General features: G+C 54.5%; 27 protein-coding genes. 9 read left to right on the top strand and 18 right to left on the bottom strand.

Translation table 11 applies throughout. The annotated features are described in order from the left end of the window. Positions 1–67: 67 nt before the first annotated feature. The 3 genes from AC16KF_RS06805 to AC16KF_RS06815 are packed head-to-tail and all read right to left on the bottom strand — an operon-like array spanning position 68 to position 3,192. On the bottom strand, positions 68–1,144 hold the full coding sequence (locus AC16KF_RS06805; RefSeq protein WP_484036550.1) for a hypothetical protein: 1,077 nt from the start codon (positions 1,142–1,144) through the stop codon (positions 68–70). Next, entirely contained in the window at positions 1,141–2,172 is a 1,032-nt protein-coding gene (locus AC16KF_RS06810; protein ID WP_484036551.1) for a hypothetical protein, read from the bottom strand. Before AC16KF_RS06810 ends, AC16KF_RS06805 begins: the two co-directional genes overlap by 4 nt. 3 nt (positions 2,173–2,175) lie before the next feature. Beyond that, entirely contained in the window at positions 2,176–3,192 is a 1,017-nt protein-coding gene (locus AC16KF_RS06815) for a hypothetical protein (protein ID WP_484036552.1), read from the bottom strand. A gap of 329 nt (positions 3,193–3,521) precedes the next feature. Between AC16KF_RS06815 and AC16KF_RS06820 the strand changes: the two genes are divergently transcribed. Continuing rightward, entirely contained in the window at positions 3,522–4,286 is a 765-nt protein-coding gene (locus tag AC16KF_RS06820; RefSeq protein WP_484036553.1) for a ceramidase domain-containing protein, read from the top strand. A 121-nt stretch (positions 4,287–4,407) separates the two neighbouring features. On the opposite strand, the gene AC16KF_RS06825 is transcribed toward AC16KF_RS06820, so the two are convergent. From AC16KF_RS06825 to AC16KF_RS06845, 5 genes are all read right to left on the bottom strand, one after another. After that, positions 4,408–5,142, bottom strand: coding sequence for a class I SAM-dependent methyltransferase (locus AC16KF_RS06825; RefSeq protein ID WP_484036554.1), 735 nt, complete (start codon positions 5,140–5,142; stop codon positions 4,408–4,410). Next, positions 5,143–6,285, bottom strand: coding sequence for a radical SAM/SPASM domain-containing protein (locus AC16KF_RS06830; protein ID WP_484036555.1), 1,143 nt, complete (start codon positions 6,283–6,285; stop codon positions 5,143–5,145). A gap of 232 nt (positions 6,286–6,517) precedes the next feature. After that, positions 6,518–7,903, bottom strand: a complete 1,386-nt coding sequence (locus tag AC16KF_RS06835) for a radical SAM protein (protein ID WP_484036556.1) — start codon at positions 7,901–7,903, stop codon at positions 6,518–6,520. A gap of 11 nt (positions 7,904–7,914) precedes the next feature. Next, positions 7,915–9,597: a hypothetical protein gene (locus tag AC16KF_RS06840; protein ID WP_484036557.1), complete on the bottom strand. Its 1,683-nt coding sequence runs from the start codon at positions 9,595–9,597 to the stop codon at positions 7,915–7,917. Between the two features lie 278 nt (positions 9,598–9,875). Next, positions 9,876–10,277 carry a hypothetical protein gene (locus tag AC16KF_RS06845; protein ID WP_484036558.1) on the bottom strand — a complete coding sequence of 134 codons (402 nt, stop codon included), beginning with the start codon at positions 10,275–10,277 and terminating at the stop codon, positions 9,876–9,878. A gap of 164 nt (positions 10,278–10,441) precedes the next feature. On the opposite strand from AC16KF_RS06845, the gene AC16KF_RS06850 reads away from it, so the two are divergent. The 7 genes from AC16KF_RS06850 to rimO all read left to right on the top strand — a co-directional run bounded on the left by AC16KF_RS06850 (position 10,442) and on the right by rimO (position 17,459). Next, the gene (locus AC16KF_RS06850; RefSeq protein WP_484036559.1) at positions 10,442–12,094 is read left to right on the top strand and encodes an acyl-CoA mutase large subunit family protein; all 1,653 of its coding nucleotides are present in this window, start codon (positions 10,442–10,444) and stop codon (positions 12,092–12,094) included. 49 nt (positions 12,095–12,143) lie between these two features. After that, positions 12,144–12,362 carry a type II toxin-antitoxin system Phd/YefM family antitoxin gene (locus AC16KF_RS06855; protein ID WP_484036560.1) on the top strand — a complete coding sequence of 73 codons (219 nt, stop codon included), beginning with the start codon at positions 12,144–12,146 and terminating at the stop codon, positions 12,360–12,362. After that, positions 12,359–12,745 carry a type II toxin-antitoxin system VapC family toxin gene (locus tag AC16KF_RS06860; RefSeq protein ID WP_484036561.1) on the top strand — a complete coding sequence of 129 codons (387 nt, stop codon included), beginning with the start codon at positions 12,359–12,361 and terminating at the stop codon, positions 12,743–12,745. The genes AC16KF_RS06855 and AC16KF_RS06860 overlap by 4 nt, the downstream gene beginning before the upstream one ends. Before the next feature lie 228 nt (positions 12,746–12,973). Next, on the top strand, positions 12,974–13,465 hold the full coding sequence (locus AC16KF_RS06865) for a CoA-binding protein (RefSeq protein ID WP_484036562.1): 492 nt from the start codon (positions 12,974–12,976) through the stop codon (positions 13,463–13,465). Between the two features lie 207 nt (positions 13,466–13,672). Beyond that, a complete protein-coding gene (gene rplI / locus AC16KF_RS06870; RefSeq protein WP_484036563.1) occupies positions 13,673–14,197 on the top strand; it encodes a 50S ribosomal protein L9 in 525 nt (174 codons plus the stop codon). A 162-nt stretch (positions 14,198–14,359) separates the two neighbouring features. Continuing rightward, positions 14,360–16,075, top strand: coding sequence for a helix-turn-helix domain-containing protein (locus AC16KF_RS06875; protein ID WP_484036564.1), 1,716 nt, complete (start codon positions 14,360–14,362; stop codon positions 16,073–16,075). A 37-nt stretch (positions 16,076–16,112) separates the two neighbouring features. Next, positions 16,113–17,459 carry a 30S ribosomal protein S12 methylthiotransferase RimO gene (rimO, locus tag AC16KF_RS06880; protein WP_484036565.1) on the top strand — a complete coding sequence of 449 codons (1,347 nt, stop codon included), beginning with the start codon at positions 16,113–16,115 and terminating at the stop codon, positions 17,457–17,459. A gap of 386 nt (positions 17,460–17,845) precedes the next feature. Here the strand turns inward: rimO and AC16KF_RS06885 are convergent, their stop codons facing one another. From AC16KF_RS06885 to AC16KF_RS06925, 9 genes are all read right to left on the bottom strand, one after another. Beyond that, complete coding sequence (locus AC16KF_RS06885; protein WP_484036566.1) at positions 17,846–18,355, bottom strand: CopD family protein; 510 nt, start codon at positions 18,353–18,355, stop codon at positions 17,846–17,848. Then, positions 18,352–19,383, bottom strand: a complete 1,032-nt coding sequence (locus AC16KF_RS06890; RefSeq protein WP_484036567.1) for a hypothetical protein — start codon at positions 19,381–19,383, stop codon at positions 18,352–18,354. The genes AC16KF_RS06885 and AC16KF_RS06890 overlap by 4 nt, the downstream gene beginning before the upstream one ends. Before the next feature lie 136 nt (positions 19,384–19,519). Next, positions 19,520–21,019, bottom strand: a complete 1,500-nt coding sequence (murJ, locus tag AC16KF_RS06895; RefSeq protein WP_484036568.1) for a murein biosynthesis integral membrane protein MurJ — start codon at positions 21,017–21,019, stop codon at positions 19,520–19,522. Beyond that, entirely contained in the window at positions 21,012–21,389 is a 378-nt protein-coding gene (locus AC16KF_RS06900) for a hypothetical protein (protein ID WP_484036569.1), read from the bottom strand. Before AC16KF_RS06900 ends, murJ begins: the two co-directional genes overlap by 8 nt. A gap of 1 nt (position 21,390) precedes the next feature. After that, positions 21,391–21,876: a hypothetical protein gene (locus tag AC16KF_RS06905; RefSeq protein WP_484036570.1), complete on the bottom strand. Its 486-nt coding sequence runs from the start codon at positions 21,874–21,876 to the stop codon at positions 21,391–21,393. After that, positions 21,876–22,655, bottom strand: a complete 780-nt coding sequence (locus AC16KF_RS06910) for an SDR family oxidoreductase (protein WP_484036571.1) — start codon at positions 22,653–22,655, stop codon at positions 21,876–21,878. Before AC16KF_RS06910 ends, AC16KF_RS06905 begins: the two co-directional genes overlap by 1 nt. A gap of 86 nt (positions 22,656–22,741) precedes the next feature. Continuing rightward, positions 22,742–23,023, bottom strand: coding sequence for a DUF503 domain-containing protein (locus tag AC16KF_RS06915; protein ID WP_484036572.1), 282 nt, complete (start codon positions 23,021–23,023; stop codon positions 22,742–22,744). After that, positions 23,020–23,457: a putative toxin-antitoxin system toxin component, PIN family gene (locus tag AC16KF_RS06920; RefSeq protein ID WP_484036573.1), complete on the bottom strand. Its 438-nt coding sequence runs from the start codon at positions 23,455–23,457 to the stop codon at positions 23,020–23,022. The genes AC16KF_RS06915 and AC16KF_RS06920 overlap by 4 nt, the downstream gene beginning before the upstream one ends. 3 nt (positions 23,458–23,460) lie before the next feature. Further along, positions 23,461–23,727: a type II toxin-antitoxin system prevent-host-death family antitoxin gene (locus AC16KF_RS06925; protein ID WP_484036574.1), complete on the bottom strand. Its 267-nt coding sequence runs from the start codon at positions 23,725–23,727 to the stop codon at positions 23,461–23,463. A 252-nt stretch (positions 23,728–23,979) separates the two neighbouring features. Here AC16KF_RS06925 and AC16KF_RS06930 point away from each other — a divergent pair, with 252 nt between their 5' ends. Continuing rightward, complete coding sequence (locus AC16KF_RS06930) at positions 23,980–25,383, top strand: bifunctional folylpolyglutamate synthase/dihydrofolate synthase (protein WP_484036575.1); 1,404 nt, start codon at positions 23,980–23,982, stop codon at positions 25,381–25,383. 225 nt (positions 25,384–25,608) lie between these two features. Here the strand turns inward: AC16KF_RS06930 and AC16KF_RS06935 are convergent, their stop codons facing one another. Further along, positions 25,609–26,271, bottom strand: a complete 663-nt coding sequence (locus AC16KF_RS06935; protein WP_484036576.1) for a hypothetical protein — start codon at positions 26,269–26,271, stop codon at positions 25,609–25,611. Positions 26,272–26,330 lie beyond the last annotated feature (59 nt).

Genomic DNA, 26,330 nt, shown 5'->3' on the forward strand with positions numbered 1-26,330 from the left:
CATTTACTGGCGGGCGTTTCCCCTTAAGGTGGGGTTAACTTGTATTGTTAGGGTGTCCACCATGGTCTTACTTTTGCTCTAACGCCTGCTGACATACCGCTTGTAGGATCTCGGTTCGCGTTTGCACCAGTTCCGGGTATTCATAAAAGAAGAGCACCTTTTGCTCGGCAATCGAGTTACCCGCAGGTTTGAGACGCACGATGAATTCCGTCCATGATTCGGCGATATCTTCATCCGGGTTGGTGGCGGCATAGGCTCTTACAAACTGGTCCGGGTATTTCAAATAGAATTCGTTCAGGATGGGGCTATTCTCCTCCGTCTCGCTCGCTTGCAGGAAGGCGGTTACCCAATCCTCGAATAACTGACCATGCCAGAAACGCTTTCCGAATTCGTTGATGTAGGAATCGGCGCGCGCGCATTCCGCGCCCGTGAAGAATTGGTCGCCGCATAGTCGAGACTTTGCATCGAAGTCCTTCCTGTTGATCGTTTCATCATACCAGGGTCCAATTCCTGTGACCTGCGTATCATCCAACGTCAGGATGTGGCCATGCTCGTGAACTAAGATTTCCGTGGTGTCTCTGGCGCTATCGAATTCCGCCAGGTTTATTTCCAAGCTCCATTTCCCCTTGGAGGTCTTCCACACACTGGCCGCATAGCCGTCTACATTTGTGTCCACATAAAACGTGATATAGGAAATATACACTTGATCCGTGACGCCGAAGAGGCGTCTTGCATAATTCCAAATGCGAGCATGTAATTCGGTATCGTCCTGGTAGGGTTGTAGATAAGAAGGAACCTGCGGTTTGGACAACCGTTGCAGGGACCCGTCAGTTTGTTTGATCCAGTAGCCTACCAGTTTATATCCTCCTACTTTTTCATCCAATTCATTTCTATATTCAGAAAGATTCACGCCGGCGAAGTCGGGCAGAACCCGCAGGCAGGCATTGAGACAAGCCGTTTCTTTGCAATTGGGGTCGAGCGTGGGCGAAGGAATCAGGGAAACATCGTTCGCCACGATATAAAATAATAATCCAGAATACCCCAACACTCCGAAACAACACAGGAGGATGATTCCGCCAACCAGTACAGTGGCTTTGCGCCACGTTGAATCGGATCGTTTGAACGAAATTTTGTGATCGCTCATTGCGGGAATTCGGCGCACAGTTGATTCAGGATCTGCCCGCGCAATTGCATCAATTCAGGAAACCCGTGAAAGAACAGGATTTTTTCATTGGCGATCGAATCCGCTGGCGGCTTGGGCGAAAGGATGAAAAATGCGAACGCCTCCGCAATATCCTCCGCCGGGCTGGTGACGGAATAATCGCTGAGGAATTGGTCTTGATATGTGTTATAAAAATCATCGAGCTGGTCGTAGTATTCGTCTTCATCCTCGATCGTATCGATCTCCTGCCATTCCGCGTACAAGTTGAACCAGAACCGATCGAAGAACTGGTTGACGTACGAATCCGCGTTACTGCATCCCTCGCCCGGGAAGTAATTCGGGCAGGCGGCAAGCTCGCGCTGGTAGATTTCATCGTTAGACGGATTGTCAAATACCGATAGGTTGGGCGGCACCTGCGAGGAATTCAGAGTCATCAAATGGGCGAATTCGTGGAGCAAGGTAAAGACCAGGGCGCGCCGGTCATCCGCGTCGAGGATGTCTACCTCGAGCACCCACTCCTCGGCGTTATTTTGCGATTGCCCAACAGAGGCAAGCACATCACTGCCGCCATCGGTGACAATGGCAAAACTCACCACAAAGTCTCGTTCGTCGGGGGGGATGAGGTTGGCGAATAAATTCCAAATCTCTTCGTGCGTGGCGCGGTCATCCTGCTCGTCGCGGAATTTGCTCGGCACCGAGTCGAAATAGGGATTGCCGAGATCGTCTCCATCCACACGATAGGTGACGAGATAGATCTCCTCCTCCAGCGATTCCTCCGAACTGCTTTCAAAATTGAGAGAAGCCTCCAGAATATCCGCAACCTGGACCGGGCAACTGGCTTCGGGGATGGGCGTCGGCGTCGATGTGGGCGGGACCAGCGTTGGGGTTGGCGTGAGAGTCGGCGGGAGCGGAGTCGGCGTGTCGGGGATGATCAGCCTCGTGGCGGCGCGGCAGGCTAACGTCGAGGAAAGAAGCGCGAGGGTGATGAGGAGGAGTTTTCGTCTGAGCATGTTTTATCGAGGCGGGATGATGATCCAGCCGGCATCCAGAAAGTATAAATACAGGTAACCGACGAGCATGACGATCCACAAAGCGAGTTGGATACGGTCGAGCAGATTTTCCCACGAGACGGCAAGGTTGTCTTTGATGGTTTGAACGATGTTCTCGAGACTATCGAGTTTGCCGCGCACGGTTTGCTTCCAGTCGTTGAGGTAGAGCTCGTTGTGAATGATCTCGTAGAGTTTGGCGGTGTACCAATCGCCGATGAGCAACAGGCTTTGTTCGGCGCGTTCGAAATCGAGCATCACCTCGAGGCGGTGTTCCGTCAGTTGGCGGATCAGCCCGCGTGTGGCGCGGGGACGGCGCGGTTTCTCAAAGAACGATTCGTTGATCTTGTCGAGCAGGTCTTCGATGGATTGGTCCAACATGCGGTAACGCAATAATTGATAATTGCCGATCTTGAGCAGGGCGATATCGGAGCGGAAATCGGCTTTCGGCGCGATGATGATGGCGCCCTCCCAATCCACCAGCGTGAGTTCGTCGGCGGAGTAACGCGCGCGCGAGCCGAGGATCTCGCGCATCTCTTCGGCGTCGAACACATCGCGCTGTGAGCGGATAAAGTTTGAAAGCCCCAGCGCGTTCTTTTCGATCCATTGGTCGGGAGTGGGGGTCGCGTCTTTGACCAACAGGATCCAATACTCCTCGAACAATCCGCTGCGACGGTGCTTTTCAGGAATATAGCGCGATTGCAACACGTTTTGTAAATTCGTGCGCGTGAGCAACACCGGCGCGGCGAACGGGTCGCTGATCTGATACCGGCATTCGATCATCTGCGCGCAGTCGTCGTAGAGATGCCGCACGACATTGACGGCGTACCCCTCGAACAAAAATGTCTCTTCGCCCAGCGTCACGAGGTCGATGTCCACCGGTTGAAAATACGGCGCGTCTTTGATCAGCCCTTTGAATTGTTCGGTCGGTCGCGTTTTGCCGTCGTCTGAATCGGGGAAGGCGAGCAAATAACAGATTTCCATGGGTTAAGTTTAACACAGCAGGACTTACGCAGTTGAACCTGTTGCGCTAGGCAATCGCATTTGGATTTTTTGTCCGCTAATCCTCACGAATTCACGCTAATCTTTCTCGGAAAAATTCGCGCAGATTGGCGAAGACTTGTCCTGAGCCTGTCGAAGGATTAGCGGATTCGAAGGCAAAACACCGTGTTTTGAGCCTCGAGATTTTCTAATGCGAATACCCTACCTGTTGCGCCGTAGTTGCACTGCGGCGGCAATACAACTGCCCGCCAACTGCGTGACGCCTACACAGGAAGAAATTGAAGGCGTTTGCGCATGTATACTCAGGCGTAGTGAAACACGCGCTGCCTCTTCTGATCGCCCTGCTCATCTCCGCCATAACGCTTGGTGTGTTGATGAGCCTGCCCGCCTCCACGTGGGCAGATTGGCGCCCCGCCACCTGCCTGCAACATGGTTGCTTCTGCGAAAGACCGAATCAAAACAGCCCGATCCGCCAGACGGCGAACACGATCTCCTCATTGGGATATATCTTCAGCGGAGCGTTGGCGTTAACATCGTCGAAAAACGCGCGGCGCTTCTCGCGCGGTCATGCCGTTATCTTCGGCGCGTCGAGTCTCGTCATCGGCATTGGCAGCGCGTTCTATCACGCCTCGCTCACCTTCACCGGTCAATTCTTCGACGTGCTGGGAATGTTCATGCTCGCAACGCTCATGCTCGTCTACGCCTTCGAGCGGATTTGGGGTTTGCGCTTCGCCGCGACTGTTGGGCTGTATCTTACCATCGTCCTTTTTCTCAGCCTGTTACAAATTTCCCTGCCCGATACGAGACGGTTCGTCTTTGCCCTCGCGCTCATCATCGCCTTGTTCTTTGAAGCGCGGTACCTGAAACAACAAACGCCGATCATCGCTACAAAAAAATTACGCCTCGGAATCACCCTGCTCGCCGTTGCCTACGTGATTTGGATTCTCGATAACACCCGCATCGTTTGCTTCGAGACCAGCCTCATGCAAGGACACGCCCTTTGGCATTTGCTCGGCGCGGCGTCGGTATGGTTGCTCTATCAATATTATGCGAGCGAAGTTAAACAAAGATCATGATGCAGTTGTTGCAGGTTAACAATTAAACCTAGCAATTCCCCCACTTCATTTTTAACCACGGAGACACTGAGTCACGGAGTTTTTTAATTGCTCTTCTCTGCGTCTCCGTGTCTCAGCGGCATCAATGCGTAACCCGCCCCCACGCAAAATACGTAGGCACTCGCAAAACGCGCTCGCCGCTTTTCCGCGCCTGCGTATCCAACAATCTCATTTTTTGGATTTCCTCCTCCTCGACCATCCCCGCCAAATCGGATTCGATCACCGCCCATTCCATTTCCAACGCCTCAACATCCGCTTCTTTTTCGACGGGTTGAATGGGTCCCGTTTCTTCGAGTTTTATCCCCGCCTCGAAAAACGTCTCTGCCAGCCGCGCGCCGAAGCCGGGATCGGCTCCCTGCCGTTTCAGCGATTCGACCTGCCACGCGCCGAGAGGCTTCAACTCGTCCGGCGCATCCACCCGGGAAAAATAATCCGGTTCCGCCAGCGCAAGGACGTGTCCGCCGGGGCGCGTCACGCGCTTCATTTCGCGGACGGCTTGCAATGGATCATTCACCCACAATAAAAAATAATGGCAAAAGACAAGATCGAACGATCCGTTTGAATAGGGGAGGGCAAGCCCGTCGCCGCGCGTGAGAATCGCGTTCGCGGCATTCACCCGGCATTGCGCGAGCGCGTGAGGATCGATGTCTACGCCGTGAAGAGTCGCCGAAGAGGCAATCGTCGCGAGGAGCGCCCCGGTGCCGCATCCCACTTCCAAGATTCGACGCGCGGACTGTGCCTCCGCCTTTGCGAACAGATAGACGCGCAGGTCGCGCGTCCAGCCCGCTTGTTGCAGATAGCGTGTGTGCCAGTCCATTTACGCGCGGCGGATCGTTTCCCACTCATCGTTGAGGAAGTTGCCGAGGACGCGGTCTTTCATCCCTTGCGCCGGTAACACGTCGCCGTCAGGCTCCACGTACATCCATGCCCTGCCCGCGCCGTCGGGCGTTTCGTCTTCGGCGGTTTCGTATGCCACCGGGTTCTCCGCCGAATACGGCACCGGCAGATCGAACCTCATCGTCATCCCCAATTCGGCGGCGCGGTTATGGATCGCCGGCAGAGACGAGGTGAATGATTTGTCCGCGGTGGTGACGGAAAGGTTCTTAACGCCGAGGTTTGCGAGCCGTTCGAGGATGCCGTCGGCTTGACCGGCGTTCTCCGCGTTCACCGTGAGATGCGCCGTGACGAAGATATCTTCGCGCAGGAGCGAGCCTAACGCCTCCCATGATGTTGCGTTGCCGGGTTGCAAGAGGAATAGAATGTGATCGAGCCCGGTCTGCAACAGACTCGCGCGGTAGGTTTCATCGGCGAGTTTCAAGCCGTCGGTGAGCAAGCCGCAGATCTGACCGTTCGCTTCGGCGCGCGCGATCAATTGCGGAAGGTCGTCGCGCAGGGTCGCTTCGCCGCCGGTGAAGGTGACGTGCGGAATCCCCGCGCTCCAGGCTTTATCCAAAATAGTCTGCCATTCCTCGGTGGTCAGTTCGCGCCGGACGCGCTGGGCGGGCGCGGCGTCGCTGTGGTCGGAGAGTCTGTAGGTGAGGGCGCAGTCGAGGCGCAGTGGAGCAGGCAGACTGGCGGAGTGAGGCGCGACCCGCTCGAAGTCGAGGTATGAAACGGGGTCGAGGTCGGGAGTCTCGACGAGGGTTTGAATCCGATCGGCAAAGTCGGTGAAGTCTTTGAGCGCCGCATCCTTGCTCACGCGATACCGCGCCGCGATCTGCTTCGCCGCCTCGTCGGGCGATGAGCCTTTGATGAAGTGGTACGCGCATTCGGCCGCGTTCGGGTTGAGGTGCAACACCGTGGACGCATTGACGATGAGGATCCCCGTCCCATCTTTGAGCAGGCGCAAGTGCAGGCGATACGGCTTTTCGCGCTCTGGCGCGGCTTGCAGATGATGCGTGCCCTCGGGCAGGGGCTGGACTTTGGTGAAGAGTTCGGAAATGCGATTAAGAATGTTCATGGCTTTTCCTTTTGGCAATGTAATTGATGGCTTTCCCGTTATCAACGGTAAAGAGCCTTAACACGAAGGACACCAAGTCTTGCGCTGAGTTCGTCGAAGCGACACAAAGGGGAAAGAGCCAGTGATTTCATGGGTAATTCCTTTGTGACCGTTGTGTCATTTCGACAAGCTCAATGCAAGCTTTTGTGTTTGAAAAGAGTTGTCGCGTTAAAAACGGTAGAACCTCATTGACCTACGCCAACACGGGCAACGGGACGATCTCCTCGTTCACTTCATATTGTTTGCGATGACCTTCAAAGCGCAAGGGACAGCCGCCGCCGCATTCGGACACGATGGAACAATCGTTGCACATGTCGGGCAGTCCGCGCCGTTCGCGCAAACGGATGGATAACTCGTGGTTCCAGATCGAATCCCACGAGTCGGTGAGGATGTTTCCAAGCGGATGGTAATACGATTGACATGGCAGGACGTTGCCATTCGATTCGATGCACATGCTGTACAGCGAGGCGGTGCATCCCTTCACGCCGAGGTTGAGTTGCGTCGGGTCGAAGTGACAATACTGCGTGGGCGTGTACCAGATCAGGCGTTGTCCGCGCACCGAGGTTTTCTCGACCGCCATCTCAAGGATGGGTTGCAGTTCGCTTTCCCGCAGACCCGTGCCAACCGTGAGACCATGCCCGGAGTAGATGAGCGCGTTCATGCCGATGGTCGGCACGCCGAGTTCGCCGAGGAAGTCCAACGTCTCCGGCATGGTGTGGACGTTGGTTCTCAGCATGGTGGTGTTGGTCATCACGTAGAGGTTGGTGTTCAGCGCGTTCTTGAGTCCTTGAATGGTCTGTTTGAAGGCGCCTTTGGCGCGCATCATCACATCGTGGATGTGTTCGTCGCTCGACTCAACCGTAATTTGGATGTGATCGAGCCCGGCGTCCAGCAATTTTTGCAGAAAGCGCTCGTCAATGAGGCGGCGGGCGTTGGTGTTCAGCCCGGTGATCTGCCCTTTCGATTCGGCGTACGCGATCAGTTCCGGCAGGTCGTCGCGCAGGGTGGCTTCGCCGCCGGTGAAAACGATGTGCGGAACGCCAAGGTCGAAACACTTGTCAATGACGGCGAACCACTGTTCTGTGCCGATCTCAGGGAATGTGCGTTCGCGCGCGTTATAGCAGTGGGCGCAATCGTTGTTACAGCGATAGGTCAGCGCCATGTCCATGCGATAGGGCGCGGCGGGGCGCGCGCTGAACGGCATCATCGTTTCCAGGTCCATGTCGTGAACCGCGCATGCGCCGTCTGGGCGGAGCAGTTCCTTGATCTGCCATTGGAACTCCTCAAAATCCGTCCGCGCTTGTTCGGGGTGAACCTTGAACTGTTTCGTCATCATGCGGATGACCGCCTCGTTTGGGATTTGCTCCATGATGAAATACGCCATCAATGCGGCGGTGGGATTGAGATGCATTACGCGGTTGGCGTTGACGATCAGCGTGGCGTTCCCGTCGCCTTCGATCCGCAAATGCGCGCGGCTTTTCTCGTTCTCTTTTTCCAATTGATAATGGTACAAGCCGGGCTGTGGGTTCTTCACACCCGGTCCGACGATTCTCTCTTTGATCGATTCGAAAAGCGCCATGACGGTTCTCCTTATCGTCCGCCGCCGGCGCAGGCGCAGGCGCAACCCGCGCAGGCGCACGCGCAACCGCCGCTTCGTCCGCCCCCGCTGCGGGAACTGGAAGGCGGCGGAGGCGGGTTCGTGACGTTGGTGACTTTGCTGGTGAACTCTGTGACGTTTCCGATCACGTTGGAGGCAAACGATTGCGCGCCCGTGACGACCGACGCGGCGAAGTCGGCCCCCGGTAGGGCGGATGAACCGCTTCGTCCCCCGCTTGAAACTGGCGCGCCCGTCGAGATCGTTCTCCCTCCGCCCGCATAGACCGGGTCGTAGCGAGACCACCACGCAGGCATGATGATGGGTCGAGTGAACGTTCGCCGCGCCCGGTCATCGTAGTCTCTATCGAGCATCGTCCATTCGGCGTTCTCGTCGTAGAGTTGCCCCTGCACTTCGGGCGTTTGCGCTTGCTCCACCTGCCGCCAGGCTTTTTCGGTGATGTTTTTATAGTAAGCGATCGTCTCCTGGCGGCTGAAACCCTTGATCTTTTCGGAGACCGATTTAACGAGTTTCACCATCGTCCCTTGCAGGAGATTTTGGCGCGTGGTTTTATTTTGTTCTTTGAACGCGCCGAGGAAGCCCGTCTCGTACTCGTATAAGCCGTCGGGCATGGGCGAGGCGATATCGAGGTCGAGCGGAGTCCGCGATGTGACCGTTGCCGCGTTCTTCTTCACCAGCCCAAACAGGATCATCGTCATCACTTGATCGAGCGAGGTTTCCATGAGGATCGCCGCCTCGACCGCCGTCAGTCCGCGCTTGATGCCATGTCCCTCGATGGAAATCTTCGGCGACATGTATTGCAGTTTTCGCCGTCGGTTTTGTATGAAACCCAGAACGGGAGCGCCGATGAAAAACAGTGGGAAGAGCAAGCAAGGCAGAAAGCCTGCCACCATGCTCACCAAACCAATGAAGAGTGAGACGATGCCCGTGATGAAACTCTCAAGAGCGCTGGTGCGCACGATCGCCGACTCGGGAACATAACTGGCGGGGAACGACGCGCCAAATGTATATTGCGTGGACGCCGTTCCCGTTTCATTCCGCCATGTGTAGGTAACTCGCCCGCTTTCATCCGCGCCCACCTGCGGCTCGGAGGCGAACCCGCTCGGCGCGGAATGCCAGCGCGGCTCGCTGTTCGTCATGCCGGGCGGGAAGTGAAAGACCATGGTCACATCGGTATTGCCCGTCACGTATTGCGAGCCGAACCAGGTCGTGCCGAACACGCCGCTGGCGTACTTGTCGTCCTCGGTGTCGGGGTACAACGCCTCGGTGATTTCTCCCACAAACACATGCACGCGTCCGCGTCCGCCGGCAGGGATGGTCTGAGGTCCCATCACCACCGCGAATCCCGACCCGCTCCCTTGATATTCGCTCGTTGAAGTCGTCACGGGAGTCCCGTTCACATCCGCTTGCACGGTGGACATGTTGAAGTGATCGCTGGGCATGCCCACGTCCACAAAGTCGATGGGATGCGCGCCGGGCTGGTTGGCGAAGTCCCACACGTAATCGAGGCTCAGCGTGCCGTCCGCGTTCCAATACACGTTCACGGTTTCGCGCTCCACCCCAAAGTAATAATCCGACTGGGCGGAAACGACCAGCGAACTCGTCAGCAACAATACGAGCGCGAGGAAATAGGCGATCTTTAATTTCATGGATTTCATGGCACCTCTTTAATTTAATCTCTCGCTCAGCCACAGAGTCCACAGAGACCTTTGAGAAGTTTTTTCTCTGTGTTCTCAGTGGCGAAAATAACTTTGCAAGAAACAGATTAGAAGATTCGGGCTCTACCGTTATTAACGGGAAAGCCCAAGAACCTTAGCCACGGATTTCACAAATTCACACGGATTGTTTAAAACATTCGTGAAAATCCGTGTAAATTCGTGGCAAAGAATCTTCCTGCGAGTCGTACTCCCGTCAGAAACGGTAGAGCCAAGATTCGTTACCACTTCGGTTCTTCGGTCAATTGATACGTCGTCCCGCAAAACGGGCAGGAAACCGTCGGCGCGCCGGCGACCATCTTGACATTGTCCGCGCTCAGGCTTCCGCCGCATGAACGGCATTTCATCTGCTCGATCTTCGTTTCCCCCGGCAGGTCCACTTTCATCGTCACTTGTTGGATCACTTCGGTCTTCGCCCCCCGCTGGGCGGCATAGATCAACCCCGCGCCCGCCGCTAAAAAGAACACACCCACACAGCCGAACCCGATCCCGAACGACAACCAGTTCGAACTGCCCTGCGCAGACGTGGAACCGATCACGTTCAAGAGCCCGTAGCCGAATAGACACACGCCGATCAAAAATAAAATGCCCGCGCCGATATAGAGAAGCGTTTTGCTCGCCATACAGGAACTCCGTTTTCAATGATGATGGATGACGCTGTGTAAGTTTACGAGTAGTGTAGTCCAAAGGTTTCAGAAAATCAAATAATATAAATCAAAGTTCTGATATTAATTCAACCGCCTTTGTTTGCTGTATACTAGCCGTAGAATACTGTTACGGAGGCGCGATGACACTTCAGGATCAATACAAAAAATGGCAGGAAAACATCCTGAAAAAATCGTTGGATAAATTCAAGGAACGGCGCGAACGCTTCGAAACCTCCTCTGGGATTGAAGTGCCGCGCCTCTCTCTTCCGGGTGGGGCTGATTCAGTTTACCTCGACCGACTCGGCTTCCCCGGCGAATATCCCTTCACGCGCGGCGTCCAACCGACGATGTATCGCTCCCGCTTCTGGACGATGCGCCAGTATGCGGGCTTCTCCACTGCGGAAGAATCCAACAAGCGCTATCGCTATTTGCTCCAACAAGGACAAACAGGGTTATCCGTCGCCTTCGACCTTCCCACTCAAATCGGCTACGACGCGGACGACCCCATCGCGCAAGGCGAGGTCGGCAAAGTGGGAGTCTCGATCTCATCCATCCACGACATGCAACAGTTGTTCGACCAAATCCCGCTCGATCAAGTTTCCACGTCCATGACCATCAACGCGCCTGCGGGAGTTTTGCTGGCGATGTATATCGCCGTCGCCAAACGCCAAGGCGTGGACGTAAGCAAATTGCGCGGCACAATTCAAAATGACATCTTGAAAGAATACGTCGCGCGAGGCACATACATCTTTCCGCCCGCGCCTTCGATGCGGCTCATCACCGATATATTTTCATTCTGCGAGAAAGAAGTCCCGAATTGGAATACGATCTCGATCTCAGGCTATCACATCCGCGAGGCAGGCTCGACCGCTGTGCAAGAGGTCGCGTTCACGCTGGCGAACGGGATCGCCTACGTCGAATCCGCGCTGAAGGCTGGCTTGAACGTGGACGAGTTCGCCGGTCAACTCTCGTTCTTCTTCAACGCGCACAATAATTTTTTGGAAGAGGTCGCCAAGTTCCGCGCCGCGCGCAGGCTGTGGGCAAACATCATGCGCGAACGATTCAAAGCGCAGAAACCATCCTCGTGGCAGTTACGGTTCCACACCCAGACCGCAGGCTCGACCCTCACCGCCCAACAGCCTGAAAATAATGTCGTGCGTGTGACGGTGCAAGCGTTATCCGCTGTCCTCGGCGGGACACAATCCCTGCACACCAACTCCATGGACGAGGCATTGTGGCTTCCCACCGAAAAAGCCGTGCGCGTCGCGCTCCGCACGCAACAGATTCTTGCGTATGAATCAGGCGTTGCTGATTCGGTTGATCCGCTGGCGGGATCGTATCTCATCGAATATCTTACCGACGAGATCGAAAAAGGCGCGCAGGAATACATCTCCAAAATTGACGATATGGGCGGCGCGTTGCAAGCCATCGAAAAGGGATTCATGCAAAGCGAAATTCAAAATGCCGCCTACGCCGCGCAGCAAGCCATCGAAAGAGGGGAGCAGGTGGTGGTGGGAGTCAATCAATTTGCCGTTGACGAGGAAGTGACTTTGGAACGCTTGCGTGTTGATCCCGCCATTGAATTGGGTCAGCGCGAAAGGTTGAAGAAATTGCGAGAGGTTAGAGACCAGAGACTGGCGGATGAGTTGCTCGGCAAGTTGAAGTCTGCGGCGAGCGGAACGGAGAATCTGATGCCGCTTTTCATTGAATGTGTGGAAAATGACATCACCCTTGGCGAAATTTGCAATGCGTTGCGAGTTGTGTGGGGGGAATATGTGGCGGAGGGGTTTTAGAACTTGACTTAGTCCACTGCTTAGTCTACAATGCCTTTTGAGGTGTGCCATGACCATCTACAATATTCATGAGGCGAAGACCCACTTTTCCAAATTGCTGGAAAAGGTTTTGAAAGGCGAAGAAGTAGTAATTGCCAAAGCAGGCAAGCCTGTGGCGCGCATTTTGCCTGTGGTGAACGAATCGCCTCGACGCGTACCGGGCATCGACAAGGGCAAAGTAATCATCATGCCCGATTTCGATGACCCTTTACCTGAGTTCGATGAATGAAACTATTATTCGACACTCATACGTTCCTTTGGTGGAACACGGAAGATCCGCGGTTGTCGGCGCGCGCCGCGGATCTAATCGCCGACGGGAAGAATGAAATTTTTCTTTCCGTCGCAAGCGTTTGGGAAATATCCATAAAAGCCGCTAAGGGCAAATTGGTTTTGCCAGAACCGCCGGAACAATATATTTCAAACCGCATGAATTTGTATCAGATTCAGTCTCTGCCTGTGTTGATCCGTCATGCAGTGAAAGTGTACGAATTACCCGCCCACCACCGCGACCCGTTCGACCGATTGCTTATCGCGCAAAGTCAGGCGGAGTCCATGCCGTTGATTTCCGTTGACAGTGATATTCAGAAGTATGATGTTGAGGTGGTGTGGTAGCGGGGAAAATCTAATACGCCTCTTCATCAGTGTGTGGAAAATGACATCACGCTCGGTGAAATTTGTAATGCCTTGAGAGCGGTGTGGGGTGAATATGTGGCGGAAGGATTCTAGGGTTTGAAAAATAGCCGAAAATGATGACGAATGTACCGTAAACTTAATCCGAAAATACATGGATAGATTTTTCGCCTGCGAATAAAATCCTCCTCGCGCCAAAAGGAGTCTCCCATGTCGAAAATCGATTCCCTTGTACAGGACTTTCTCGCCCAGAAGAGCATTGCCATTGTCGGCGTTTCAGATCGGCGCGAAACGGGGTGCAACCTCGCGTATGAAAAATTCAAAACGAGCGGATATCGCGTCTACGCGGTCAACCCGCGCCTCGCATCTTTTCAAGGCGACGCCTGCTACCCCAACCTAAAATCCATCCCTGAAAAACCAGACGCCGTTTTCATCCTTGCCAGCCCCAAAGTGACCCATCAGATCGTCGATCAATGCGTGGACCTGGGGATCAAACACGTGTGGATGCACTGCATGATGGGGACCAAACCCGGTCTGGCGGCAGGCATCACCAGCGTCTCGCAAGAAGCGGTGAAGATGTGCAAAGCCAACGGCATCGCGGTCATACCGGGGACGTGCCCGAATCAGTTCTTGAAACCCGATTTTAGTCACAAAATGATGCGCGGTATGTGGCGCGCGCTGGGGTTCATGAATTCGGCGTAGCGACCGACAATCCTCCATCGTGTTGATACCATTCACTTAGCCGCAGAAATTGCTGAGAAAAAACTCTGCCGTCTCTGCGGTTACTCGTATTCGGAAATCAGCCTCATTTCAAATATCCCGCGAACCTATGATAAAATACCCCGCCGAGCGACGTACCCTTCGCTCGAAAATCCAATTTTGAAAGAAAGGGCTTAAACAATGAAAGTAATGCTGGTTAAAGACGTATACAAATTGGGGCGCGCGGGGGACGTGAAAAAAGTCGCCGACGGTTATGGACGTAACTTTCTATTGCCGCAGGGGCTGGCTGTCCTTGCCACGGCGGGAGCGCTCAAACAAGTCGAAAAGATTCGCTCGCAGGCTGAGATCCGACGAACCGAACTCAATAGCGAACTTAAAGACCTGGCAACCCAGATCGGCGCCGTTGTGCTGAGCTTCCCCGCCAAAGCGGGCGAGACCGGAAAACTCTACGGCTCGATCACCACGCAAGATGTGGCAACCGCCATCTCCGAACAGACCCGCTATGAAGTCAAGAAACAACAAGTCGACATGCAACCGATCCGCAACCTCGGCGAATTCAAAGCGCGTGTCCGCCTGACGATGGACCTCGTCCCCGAAGTGAAAGTCATCGTCTACCGCGAGGGCGAAGCGCATGAGGATGGCGCGGCAGAAGCAACAGAAGCGGAAGCGCCTGTTGAAACACCCGCCGAATCCGCTGAAACATCCGCATCGTAAGGAAAACCTCTCCATTCATACATCACCAGCAAGTTCCCGTTGGATGGGGCGCTGGTGATGTTTGCTTTATTCATGAGATGGCAGTATCTTAGCCGCAGAGTTCACTGAGACCATTGAGAGAACTCTTGTTTTCTCCGCGATCTCTGTGGCAGATGTATCCCAATGCAAACCATCGGTCAGAAACTCAAACAAGCCCGCGAAGCCAAACACCTCACGCTCGAAAAAGTTTTCGAAGCCACACGCATTCGCGTCCCCTATGTGCAAGCGCTCGAAGCGGACGATCTGTCCTCCATGCCCTCGCCTGTGCAGGCGCGCGGCTATCTCCGCAATTACGCGGAATTTCTTGGTTTGAATTTTGACCAACTGCTGGAGGAGATGCGCGTCGCGAGCAAGCCGTCGGATGAAATGATCACGCCGATGGATTCGACTCCTGTGATGGCGGATTCAACGCCTCAACTTGATTCGCCTCAGCAAACGACGCCTCTTTCCACGGGTCAGCCTGTTCGCCGCAAAAAAGCGGACTCGAAGCCTGCGACCGACTCTTCCCCCTCCAAGCCGACACGCCGCAAGAAAGCGGAGCCTAAACCTGCGACAAATTCCTCGCCTTCCAAACCCCGGCGCGAGCGTAAAAAAGCCGAACCCGAGGCAGAGCCTGCCATCGCGCCTCAGCCTGAAAGTGTCGAAGAACCGGTTACGTTAATCGAGCCTGAGCCTGTCATCGAACCAGTTGACGCGGCTCAAGCGGCAGAAGCTCCTGCTCCCGATGTGAGCGATAATATCTGGCAATCGTGGCTGGATCGACTAAATTCCGCTGTTTCAATGCGAGTGAAACGAAAAGAAGACGCGCAGCCTTCAACCGATCTTCCGCAAGTTGAATCTTCTCAAACTCTCGACACAACTCAGGATCAATCGTCAACGAGCCTGCCGGAAGACTCCCAGTCATCCTCTTTGATCTTCAAAGAGATCGGCAACGAACTACGCAATCGACGCGAGACCCTTAGCCTGCACCTCGGCGAAGTGGAAAGGAATACGCGCGTCAAAGCGCATTACCTTGAAGCGCTCGAACTGGGCGACATGGATAAACTTCCCTCCACTGTGCAGACGCGTGGCATGTTGTCCAACTATGCGTCCTTCCTCGACCTCGACGTGGATGCCATCCTCCTGCGGTTTGCCGATGCATTACAGACCCGGCATCGCGAACAAAACCCGCAACGGCCTGCGCGGAAACCGGGCGAACCGATTGTCTCTACTATTCCGCCGTTACGCACCTTCATCGCGGGCGATATGATCTTCGGCATTGGAAGCGCCATTCTTCTGGTCGGGTTTCTGATCTGGGGCATCACCTGGATCGTGAACCGGCAAAACGAGCAGGAGATTCAACCCACCGCGCCATCCATTTCCGATGTGTTGCTTGCCACCGTCGATCCATCCTTGTTCACGCCGACAGCCACGCTGGCGTTGATCGAGGAGAGCGAGCCTACGGTCACCATCGTGATCCCGACCCAGAACCTGAACGTGAATGTGCAGGTGAACTTGATCGCCGTCGAACGGACGTATATGCGCGTGATCGTGGATGGGGAGGAAGTGTTCAACGGGCGCGTGATCCCCGGCACGGCGTATCCGTTTGAGGCGGAGGAGCAAGTTGAAGTGTTGGCGGGAAGCGGCGCCGCGCTCCGCATTGTGTACAACGGGCGCGACCTTGGATTGCTGGGCGGGTTTGGTCAGGTCGTGAGCAACATCTACCGCGAGGAGGAGATCGTCACTCCCACGGCTTTACCCACGCAACCGCCGACGATCACACCTACGCCGACAGCCACTGTGCCGCCCTCAAGAACGCCGATCCCATCCGCCACGCCTGGAATAACAGCAACACCGTAGAGCGAGGTTTATCTCGTTTTGCATAAGGAAAATTGTCTTGTCTAAAAACACCTTTCACCTCGTTTCACTTGGTTGCGCCAAAAATACCGTCGACTCGGATTCGATGGCGCAACTTCTCGTCCGCGATGGCTATCATGCGGTGGACAATCCTTCTCACGCCCATGTGTTGATCGTGAATACATGCGGCTTCATCGGGCCCGCAAAGCAGGAGTCGCTGGATGTCTTGCGCGAACTTGCCGACGGCAAGAAAAAGAATCAAATCCTTATCGCGGCGGGATGTCTCACTCAACGGTACGGCTCTGAAGTTGCCGAAAAAGTCCCCGGCATTGATGGTGTTCTCGGCACGCGCCGTTGGATGGATATTGTTCAAGTGGTGCGCGAACTCCGCAAGACTCCTCACCCCGAACCGATCTATCATTTGCCCGAAGCCAAAACCGTTGGCACAGATGAACAGGATGCGTTACGCGCCTCGGTGGCAGGCGCGAGCGCGTACGTGAAAGTTGCGGATGGATGCCGCCGCCCGTGCGCGTTCTGCGCGATTCCGCTCATCAAAGGGACGGCTGTCTCGCGCCCTGTGAATTTGATCGTCGATGAAGCGAGGCGTCTGCGGGATGCCGGTGTGCGCGAGTTGATCCTGATCGCGCAAGATACTACAGATTACGGTCACGACTTGGGGATGAAAGATGGCTTGGCGGTTTTGCTGGAGGAACTCACAACGAAAGTTCCCGACATGGATTGGCTCCGCATCATGTATGCGTATCCCGGCTATGTAACGGATCGCTTGATCGACGTGATGGCTTCTAGCAAACAAGTCCTTCCGTACCTCGATATGCCGCTTCAACACGCGCATCCGAAGACGTTATACCGAATGCGAAGACCCTCGAACATTGACTGGGTGCATCGCACGCTTGACAAGATGCGTTCTCGCATTTCAAACCTCGCCATTCGCACGACGTTTATCGTTGGGTATCCCGGCGAAACCGACGAGGAATATCAGGCGTTGGTTGATTTCGTGAAAGAGATCCGCTTCGACCGCGTGGGAACGTTCCAATTCTCGTTCGAGCCCGGGACCACGAGTGAGCCGCTTGGCGACCCAATTCCCGCCGAAGTGAAGCAAGCGCGCTATGAACAGTTGATGGAACTGCAACAGGGCATTTCGATGCAGGTCAACCAATCGTATGTTGGCAAAACGTTGGATGTGTTGGTGGAGGGGCGCGATAAAGGAATTACCATTGGGCGCTCGTACCGCGACGCGCCGGAGATCGACGGGTTGGTGTTCATCGAAGGCGAGGCGAAGATCGGCGAGATCGTGCCGGTCAAGATTACCGGCGCGATGGCGTATGACTTGACCGGAGTCCCTGCGCAGGAGTTGATTCGGTTGTAAGCCGTACCGCAAGATTGATCTTGCCTGTTTGCTTTCTTTCGATGCGCGATCGCAAAGTGAACTTTGCGGCACGAAATGTCCACGAGTGGATTTGGTTGTAAACCGTACCGCAAGATTGATCTTGCGTGTTTGCTTTCTTTCGATGCGCGATCGCAAAGTGAACTTTGCGGTACGAAATGTCCACGAGTGGATTCGAGGGTAAGCCGTACCGCAAGATTGATCTTGCGTGTTTGCTTTCTTTCGATGCGCAATCGCAAAGTGAACTTTGCGGTACGAATTGCCCCACGAGTGAATCAAATTGCAGAATAACAGAAACAGCCCGCCCCTGAGAGAGGGGCGGGCTGTTTTGCGTGTTGAAAAAATGCTTTCTCAGGACATCCCAACCACTATGCAGCTCTTGCGACAGCCGTCGCGGCGAGGAGGAGTATCCCCAAAACGAGGTTGATTTGAATGAGCCTCGTCTCGCGGCGGCGCAGGGATTCCAGTTCTTGTGAATTGTCTGTTTTTTTCGATTTGACGAGGGCGCGGTGCAGGGCGGGGGTAACGTCCCAGGTTTGGATGGCGGTGGCGACGATCACGAACATGCCAAGAAGATGTTTGGCGAGGATTGCCAGCGACCATTGCGTGCTGGTGGATAGAAAGCCATCGTAGTGCGGGTTGACGCTCATTTGGAATAAGCCGGTGAGAACCAGCAAACTGAGGCTGAACCATGCGAGGGGTTCGAATCGTTTTTGAATGGCTTCGATCAACGCGAGTTGCGCGTTCGTTTCAAGCGCGCGCTTCATGGCGGGCAGGAGGAGGAACGCGATGGCTGAAAGGTTGCCCACCCACATGACCGTGGCAATAAAATGAAGCCAATAGGTGATTACGATCGCCCAGTTGGGGGGAGGCGTCATGGTGATGGGATTGGCGTTTCAGTCGGCGTTTCGGTTGGCGTATCGGCGGGCGGCGGTCCGCCGGTGGTTGGGGTTTCGGTGGGTATCAAAGGCTCGGGTGTGGCGGTGGCAGGGTAGCAGGCTTCTGTGGCTTCGTTAAGTCCTTTTTGAGCGGCGCTATCGAGCGCGCCGACTCCCTGCGCGTTGGTGTATTGGGTATACGCGCCGCAGTAATCGCCTTTGGCAAGCAGTTCGTCTCCGTAGCGCATGGAGGCAAATTGATAGCGGGTGGTGGCGTACATGGTGCCATCCCACAGACCCGCCCAGCCGCGATACACCTGGTCGAAGTAAAAGACGGCTTGTTGCCAATCCAATTCCCAGAACGACGCGCCGATGAGGTAGATGCGCGCGCCTTCGCGCAATCCGCTGGCGTCGCGGTCGATGGTTCCGAATCGTTCCGCCAGCGCGATCTGATAAATGCCGCCTTCGAGATTCCCCGAATTGATGAGGTTCACGCCGTAGTTGCGCAGGGCGAAGTAGTACATGCCGTCTACGAGGGAGGTTTGATAGGTTGGATCGAGTTTGCGCATTTCATCGAGCGCACCGATGGCGCTGGGCCAATCTTGCGCCGCGATGAGTTGTTGCGCGCGCGCGTAGGCTTCCTCCGCGCCGCTGAAATCTGGCGTGGGCGTGAGCGAGGGGGTCGGCGTGGGCGTTGGCTGGTTCATCAACACCAACACGTTGGTCAATTGCTGTTGCGCGTCGGGAAAGGATGGGTCGTGCTGGATGATCCACTCGAGGCGCTGTTTGGCGTTTTCGTATCGTCCGAATTGAATGTCCACCAGCGCAAAGGTGAATTGCTCGCTGAGTTGTTCGCTCATCACCGAGGCTTGATACCCCTGGCGTGTGCCGATGCCGGAACGAAACCCGCTAAATATGGCAATGGCAAGGAGAACGATCACGCCCAGCGCGTTGAACAGGAATCGTTTGCCGCGACCGGGTTTTGTAACTTTGATGTTTGGTTGTGTGCTTCCAAGATCTTCAGACATTTGAAATTTTTTCTCTTTTCATTTTTGGGGGTGTAGTTGGCGTTCTCTCACGCCAACGGGACGTTACACCTGCCCTGGCGGGCGGTGCCAGGGGAGAACGTCCCCTACACGACAGAAGATTATATCAGCCTTGATTTTAGAGTTTTAACAACAATTTAATTTCCGACCAGATGATGGGCAGGCAGACGAGTCCGCCGATGGTCATACCAAGCAGCGCGGTCAGTACCGCCGAGCCGGGGATGTAAACCGCCAGCAGGTAGGCTGTCGTCCCGCCGATGACCGCCGCGACCAAACCTTTGATGACCGCGCTCCACACCACGATGGGTTCATGCATCCGCTTGCTGAGCCAGATGAAGAGGAAGATGGATTCGATGAGCAGGGCGATCTCCGCAAAGGCAATGACCGGGGCTCCGATAGGTTTGAACATCGTGATGCCAAGAGAACCGATGCCGATGAATAGCCCGAGCCTCAAAACGACCGCGTATAGCGGGAAGATCGGCTCCTTGCGCGCATAGAACGAACGCGCCGCGATCTCGTGGATCGAATAGCCTGTCAACGTGATGAGGTAGGCGCGCGTCGTCCACGTGATCAGCGCGGACATTTCCGCTTCGAAGCCGAATGCGGCGCGGACAAGCGGATTGATCCCCGCCGCCATCACCGCCGCAATGGGGATGGTGAGGGCGATCAAAACTCGAAGGGCGCGTTCGATCGCCAGGCGGAACTCATGCCACTTGTCGCGTGAAGCGAATTCTGAAAGTGTGGGGAGCATGGCGGTGGCGATCGCCGTCCCCAGCAGAGTCTCCGGCACTTGCATGATCATCCAACCGAAGGCGAGCGAGGTGACCGCGCCCTCCTGCCCGGTCAACGAGGCGAGATAGTCTCGGGCGATGACGATGAGTTGAATGCCTCCCATGGTGAGCAAACGCGGACCGAGCAGTTTGAGCGCTTCGAGCAAGCCGGTGTGACGCAGGTCAAGCACAGGAGTCCATTTGAAACCAAATTTGTGCAACGCGGGGACTTGCACTGCGAGGTGCAACGCCGCGCCGAGGATGACTCCGTACACGAGACCTTGAATGCCGAAGCGCGGCACAAACATGATCGCCCCGAAAATTTGACCGATGTTGTACATGGTGGGCGCGAGCGCGGGCAGGAGGAAATGCTGGTTGGCTTGCAGGCTTGCCATCACCAACCCGCTGATCGAAAAGATGATCGTGCTGACGAGGTTCAAGCGCATGATGTCTGCCACGAGCAGGCGCTGCTCTGCGGTGAATCCCGGTACGATCACGTGATCCACAAGTTGTTGCGCGAAAATAAAGACCAACGCCGCCACCGCGCCTGTGACAAGAAACGCGAGATTGGCAACGCGCGAGAACAGGTCCCATGCGGCTTCGCGTCCTTTCGTGGTGAGATAGTCGCTCATCAAGGGGATGAACGCCATCGAAAGCGCGCCGCCCGAGATGAGCGCAAATAACACATCGGGCACGTTGTTGGCGGAGTTGAATACGTCCAGCATGCCGACTTCGTCTGTGTAAATGCGTGAGATGATGCCCACGCGCGCGAAGGCGAGGATTTTATCCACGCCGAAGAAGGTGGCGATCAAAATGGAGGTGCGCGCTAAAAAGGAAAATTTATTCATTCGGCTTCTCGGGTTTCCACACGTTCAACGCATACGGCAGGGTATGCAAAAAGAGAAATGTCCGCCACGCCAGCCCGGGGAGCAGGATGTTGAAATCAAGCGAGTCGCGATAGACCCACATCCCCAGGAATATCAACGGCACGATGTTGAGCGCGGCGAGATAGGCTGGTAGAAATCGAGGATTATCTTTGCCTTTCCAGAAGATCGTAAAACTGAGAAATAGGATGAGCAACACAACGCCTACGTCGAGATACCCAACCCACCGTGGAACGGGAACGTCGGATGCGCTGGCGTATAACACCAGGTAGGTCGAAACGAGATAGGCGACGCACGCCATGAAAAGCAGGAAGCGGTTGGGTAAACGGATCATGTTATGGAACGTAGGGAGGCAACTCCATCACGCGGAATTGCCCGTCGCTTCCGCGCGATACGCGATATTCGAATTGCGAAACGGGCGGCATCTCGGTTTCCTCCGCGCCGCAACACGGACCCAACACGAACAGCGTTCCGTCTGGGTTGTTGAATTCCACCAGAAAGGTGAAAGCGCCGCCATCAGAGTTCTGTAGCGTGGCTGTGCGAACGGTTAGGCATTGTAATCCCGCGTTCTCACAAGCCCAACTCCACAGCGCGGCATGATCTTCGGGGTCTGCCGACGCATTGAAAACCTGCAATTGCTCATACTCGCCGCCGAAGAAAAGATCGGCTTTGGCATATTGCTTTGCGTTCAACAGGTCGAAGAACTGGGTCAGCAATACCTGCGCATCGCTGGCTGTGAATGGCGGCGATGTCGGCGCGGGAGTCGCTTGAGGCGCGCAACTGGCAAGGAAGAGTACGATGATCAATAAATATCTTTTCATCAAAACGTGCCCTGGATGATGCCGCCGTCCACGTTCAGCAAAACACCCGTGATGTATGACGCGGCGGGCGAGACGAGGAAGACGGCGGCGTTGGCAAACTCTTCGGGACGCGCCATCCTGCCGAGCGCGGTGGATTCAACTTGCATACGCTTCTCATCCGACGGGGAGGTCTGGTTCTTCTCTCCTCGAGCCTTCATCAACTCTTCGACTCGTTCCGTCTCCGTCCAGCCTGGCAGAATGGAGTTTAAACGGATTCCCTCCTTGCCCAGTTCCAACGCCAGCGACTTGGTCAGTCCCGCCGTCGCCGCGCGGACGCTGTTCGAGATGAGCAAATTCGGGATCGGTTGTTTGACCGAATACGAAGTGACCGTCAACACGCTCGCCGAATCGGATTTTCGCAAATGCGGCAACGCGGCTTTGATCAATCTCACATGACTCATTAGGCACAGGTCAATCCCTTTTTGCCACGCGGCATCATCGAGCGAATCGATCGAACCCGATTTCGGTCCGCCCGCGTTGGTGATGAGGATGTCGAGTCCGCCAAAGGCATCCACGGTTTGCTGGATCAACTTCTCAGGCACAGCGGGCAGACTCACATCGCCAGTCAAACCGATCACTTGCGCGCCCGTTTCTTTGCTAATCGTTTCCGCCGCGCGTTTTGCATTTGCCTCCTCGCGGCTGTTTACCGCCACGCGGCAACCTTCTTTCGCGAGGAGTAACGCGGTGGCATACCCAAGTCCGCGTGAGGAACTTGCCACGAATGCGCGTTTGTTTTTCAAGCCTAAATCCATAAGACTCCTTTTCTAAACACAAAGGATACGACGGTCATAAAGGAAAACCTTAGTGTACTTTGTGTCCTTTGTGTTTAAAGCATTTCGATCTTCGCGTCCCACACATCCCCATCCGTCCAATTCGCTTCCACCCATTTTGCCACATTCCCCAACGCGGACTGTAAAAATGCAACATCATTCCCCACCATCGCGCAGACGATGACCGCCTCATCCCATTTATCCTGCAAGTCCATTTCCGCGACGGAAACATTGAACTCGCGGTGCAAGCGCGAGATGAGCGGCTTGATCCATCCGCGCTTTTGTTTGAGGGAGGCGCAGGCGGGGAGGTGGAGGTGAATCGTGAGGGTGGCGATCATGCCGAAGTTTCGGAGTGAAGCGAGTCAAGAAATTGACGAGCCGTTTGAATTGAAATATTTTCGTGCATGCCCAAATCCAATAAATGATGGTCGCCGCTGACGATGACAGTTGCTTCGCCTTCCAAGGCAATGGCGATAAATTTTTCATCGTCGGGGTCTTGGGGAACGGTGCCTTGCGCATCTGCTTGACCAGAAACCAAAAGCGCGTCTTCGCGAAGCAGATTCGACATGGATTGTATGTCTTCGTTTGAGATGGAATACTTATCTGAAGAGGCAAGCTCCGCCATCACTCGTTCCGCTTTATAAATTGCCGATTCGCTGGTGATAACGATGAATTTCCTCTCCCGCCAGGCATCCATGATCTTTGCTGGAGCGGCTTTCTTTGAAAGCAACGCGCTAATGAGGATGTTGGTATCTATAACCACCCGCAGCATAGGTTACTCCCTGGCGCGTTTGATTGCCGCGGCAACATCCTCTTCGATTTCGCTCACAGGGCGCTCTGCCTGTTGATTGCGAATCTTATCCACGATCTGGAAGCGCGCTTCGCGTTCTGCCACCAGTTTCTGGTACATCTCGATGGGGATGATCGCCGCCATAGGTTTGCCCGACTTTTCCACAACAGCCACATCGCCTCCAAAACCAACTTTGCCGAGAATTTCAGCAAACTTCTGCCGAAGGTCTCTTGCGCCGATAAAAATGGTCATTTCAGCCTCCAAATCGCATAATCTCATTGTGTACACAATGAGCATTATCGTCTTTTATGTCGTTGCTGTCAAGCGCGCTTTTGTTTGGGGGAGGCGCAGGCGGGGAGATGGAGGTGAATGGCGAGGGTGGCGAGCATGGGTAAAGTATACAGGTCCACACGTAAACAGGTAAACACGCCATCTTTTTTCTTGTGTATGTGTCTACCTGTGTACTTATTTACGATTTACTAATTACACCTTACAATCCCTCGCATGGACATCGAAGCCGAATACAACAAAGCCCTCGACTATCTCTACTCGTTCGTGGATTATAGCCTGAAACATTCCTCTGAACTTGCCAAGGCGGAGTTTAACCTTGACCGCATGTACGCGTTGATGGAAGAACTCGGCAACCCGCAGAACATGTATCCCATCATTCACGTGGCAGGGACGAAGGGGAAGGGATCGGTGTGCGCGTTGTGCGCGTCGGCGTTGAAGGCGGCGGGATATAAAGTTGGGTTGTACACATCTCCGCATTTGTTGGATTTCTGCGAGCGGATTCAAGCGGATGGCGAGCCAATCTCACGCGAGTTGTTGGTTGAGTTGGTGGAGGAGATCAAGCCAGCCGTTGCGAAAATTCCGAAGTTGACGACTTTTGAAATTACAACTGCGCTTGGTTTTCTCGCGTTCGCAAAGCAGGGATGCAACGCGGCGGTGATCGAGGTCGGCTTGGGCGGGCGGCTCGACGCGACGAATATCGTCATGCCGAAAGTTTCGGTCATCACGTCGCTGTCGTATGATCATATGGCTGTGCTTGGAGATACGCTGGCAAAAATCGCGGGGGAGAAGGCGGGCATCATCAAGCGCGGCGTGCCTGTGGTTTCCTCCTCTCAAAAGGATGAAGCCCTCGAGATTTTGGAGCGCGTAGCCAGACTGGAGGATTCGAGTTTCACTTTGGTTGGGAAAGATATAAAAGTCTATCCGAATATCGGAGCGCGGACTTTTAGTCCGCCTAATGAGCGGACTTTCAGTTCTTCTAATAAGCGGACTGAAGTCCGCGTTCCGGAGTTTGAATCCATTGCTTCCTCATTGGATGGACAATCACTACGCATCGTTGACGACCTTCGACTTTCAACCTTCGACCTTCAACTGCCTTTACTCGGAAGCCATCAACTCGAAAACGCCGCCACCGCGTACGCCGCGCTCAAGGTCAGCGGGCTGGATGTTTCAGACGAGGCGATTCAAAAAGGATTTGCGCAAGTTAAGTGGAGAGCGCGGTTTGAAATTGCAAGAAGAGAGCCGCCTGTGATCTTTGATTCGGCGCACAACGAAGATTCGTTTGTGAAATTGCGCGAGACGCTTGACACTTACTTTCCAGACAAGAAAGCCTATCTCATCTTCGGCGCGTCGGAGGATAAAAATATCCCTGGGATGTTCGCCGCGATGAAACCGAAGATTCAGCGACTCATCGTCACGCGCGCCGACCATCCGCGGGCGCTGGAGGAGGAGAGAATCGTCGAGTTGGCGAGGCAGGCTGAGGTCCCATATGAAGCGGTGAGTCCCGTTGAGTCTGCGTTGAGGCGGGCGTTGGAGTTATCCGCAAAAGATGGCAGCATTGTGTTGTCCGCTGGAAGCATGTTTGTTACGGCGGAAGTGATGAGAGCATGGAAGAAATAAAACACAAGATGGTATGATTTCTACGCTGGGATTGCATTTACTCCACCTGTGTATGAACGGCGTCAATAACCATATGAGGCGCTTCAGGATCGCTCATGTTGCAGTTGTTGTTTATGTCGCTAGTATTACAACGCAAAGCGGCTCCCTACGCCGTCCCCGGCGCAGGGAGCCGGCGCAAAACGCCGCTGGGGACGGCGGCTTTGAGCGTGACCTCGCGCTGTAATACTAGGGAGAGTCAATTAAAAACGTGAAACTCCAAGGCCCATTATGTTGCCTGGTCATCAAATCTCTGAAAGTATTTCTCAAGGTTCTATCGCCAAAGTATTCTATCGGCGTCCGAACCAGGGCTATATTTTTTATTCCTGTTACTTCCATGCACTCGAACCCAATAAATTGGTGTTTTTCAGCCATTTGGAGGCGCAATATTTCACAATCAGAATAATCTATTTCGTACAAGAATATACTGTTTATTACTAACGTGATCTCCCGAAATGTAGGATCGGGACGCACAAAAATTAGATACTGGCAACGACCGGTTACCTCACCTTCGCTGGAATATAACCATCTTATGGTTCCTTCTTCGATTGGGGAAATCTGATACTCGTCGAATTGTATATAGGTAGATTCGGGGTTATTAGGGCTGGTCAACATCCAATCGCTTGCATCTGGAAGATCATAACAAATTTCAAGGCGATAATTTATCCCCTCGGGTTGAGACCTCGTTAGTTCCATATTGAGCCCGTTAGCATGAATGCTTGGATATGCATTGGATGGAGTTTCTTGCAATGAGTAGGTACTCAACGTAGAGCCGATTAAGAGACCGATAAGAAAAGGCAGTAGAAGTCCGAATAAACGACTAATTCGAATCTTAGATAAGTTTTTTTGCATTGCTATTCCTAATGGCTACGGCACGCAAGGGAAGCGCACAATTTCCTTGCGTGCCGTAT

The organism is Candidatus Defluviilinea gracilis (assembly GCF_057138825.1).

Excerpts from the sequence above, each read along its gene's own strand:
- AC16KF_RS06845 (WP_484036558.1), bottom strand. The coding sequence starts at position 10,277 with ATGGCGAGCAAAACGCTTCTCTATATCGGCGCGGGCATTTTATTTTTG.
- AC16KF_RS06810 (WP_484036551.1), bottom strand. The coding sequence starts at position 2,172 with ATGCTCAGACGAAAACTCCTCCTCATCACCCTCGCGCTTCTTTCCTCG.
- AC16KF_RS06815 (WP_484036552.1), bottom strand. The coding sequence starts at position 3,192 with ATGGAAATCTGTTATTTGCTCGCCTTCCCCGATTCAGACGACGGCAAA.
- AC16KF_RS06900 (WP_484036569.1), bottom strand. The coding sequence starts at position 21,389 with ATGATCCGTTTACCCAACCGCTTCCTGCTTTTCATGGCGTGCGTCGCC.
- AC16KF_RS06930 (WP_484036575.1), top strand. The coding sequence starts at position 23,980 with ATGGACATCGAAGCCGAATACAACAAAGCCCTCGACTATCTCTACTCG.
- rplI (WP_484036563.1), top strand. The coding sequence starts at position 13,673 with ATGCTGGTTAAAGACGTATACAAATTGGGGCGCGCGGGGGACGTGAAA.
- AC16KF_RS06875 (WP_484036564.1), top strand. The coding sequence starts at position 14,360 with ATGCAAACCATCGGTCAGAAACTCAAACAAGCCCGCGAAGCCAAACAC.
- AC16KF_RS06840 (WP_484036557.1), bottom strand. The coding sequence starts at position 9,597 with ATGAAATCCATGAAATTAAAGATCGCCTATTTCCTCGCGCTCGTATTG.
- AC16KF_RS06830 (WP_484036555.1), bottom strand. The coding sequence starts at position 6,285 with ATGAACATTCTTAATCGCATTTCCGAACTCTTCACCAAAGTCCAGCCC.
- AC16KF_RS06935 (WP_484036576.1), bottom strand. The coding sequence starts at position 26,271 with ATGCAAAAAAACTTATCTAAGATTCGAATTAGTCGTTTATTCGGACTT.
- AC16KF_RS06860 (WP_484036561.1), top strand. The coding sequence starts at position 12,359 with ATGAAACTATTATTCGACACTCATACGTTCCTTTGGTGGAACACGGAA.
- AC16KF_RS06855 (WP_484036560.1), top strand. The coding sequence starts at position 12,144 with ATGACCATCTACAATATTCATGAGGCGAAGACCCACTTTTCCAAATTG.
- AC16KF_RS06885 (WP_484036566.1), bottom strand. The coding sequence starts at position 18,355 with ATGACGCCTCCCCCCAACTGGGCGATCGTAATCACCTATTGGCTTCAT.
- AC16KF_RS06925 (WP_484036574.1), bottom strand. The coding sequence starts at position 23,727 with ATGACCATTTTTATCGGCGCAAGAGACCTTCGGCAGAAGTTTGCTGAA.
- AC16KF_RS06835 (WP_484036556.1), bottom strand. The coding sequence starts at position 7,903 with ATGGCGCTTTTCGAATCGATCAAAGAGAGAATCGTCGGACCGGGTGTG.
- AC16KF_RS06890 (WP_484036567.1), bottom strand. The coding sequence starts at position 19,383 with ATGTCTGAAGATCTTGGAAGCACACAACCAAACATCAAAGTTACAAAA.
- AC16KF_RS06915 (WP_484036572.1), bottom strand. The coding sequence starts at position 23,023 with ATGATCGCCACCCTCACGATTCACCTCCACCTCCCCGCCTGCGCCTCC.
- AC16KF_RS06805 (WP_484036550.1), bottom strand. The coding sequence starts at position 1,144 with ATGAGCGATCACAAAATTTCGTTCAAACGATCCGATTCAACGTGGCGC.
- AC16KF_RS06865 (WP_484036562.1), top strand. The coding sequence starts at position 12,974 with ATGTCGAAAATCGATTCCCTTGTACAGGACTTTCTCGCCCAGAAGAGC.
- AC16KF_RS06850 (WP_484036559.1), top strand. The coding sequence starts at position 10,442 with ATGACACTTCAGGATCAATACAAAAAATGGCAGGAAAACATCCTGAAA.
- AC16KF_RS06905 (WP_484036570.1), bottom strand. The coding sequence starts at position 21,876 with ATGAAAAGATATTTATTGATCATCGTACTCTTCCTTGCCAGTTGCGCG.
- AC16KF_RS06825 (WP_484036554.1), bottom strand. The coding sequence starts at position 5,142 with ATGGACTGGCACACACGCTATCTGCAACAAGCGGGCTGGACGCGCGAC.
- AC16KF_RS06920 (WP_484036573.1), bottom strand. The coding sequence starts at position 23,457 with ATGCTGCGGGTGGTTATAGATACCAACATCCTCATTAGCGCGTTGCTT.
- murJ (WP_484036568.1), bottom strand. The coding sequence starts at position 21,019 with ATGAATAAATTTTCCTTTTTAGCGCGCACCTCCATTTTGATCGCCACC.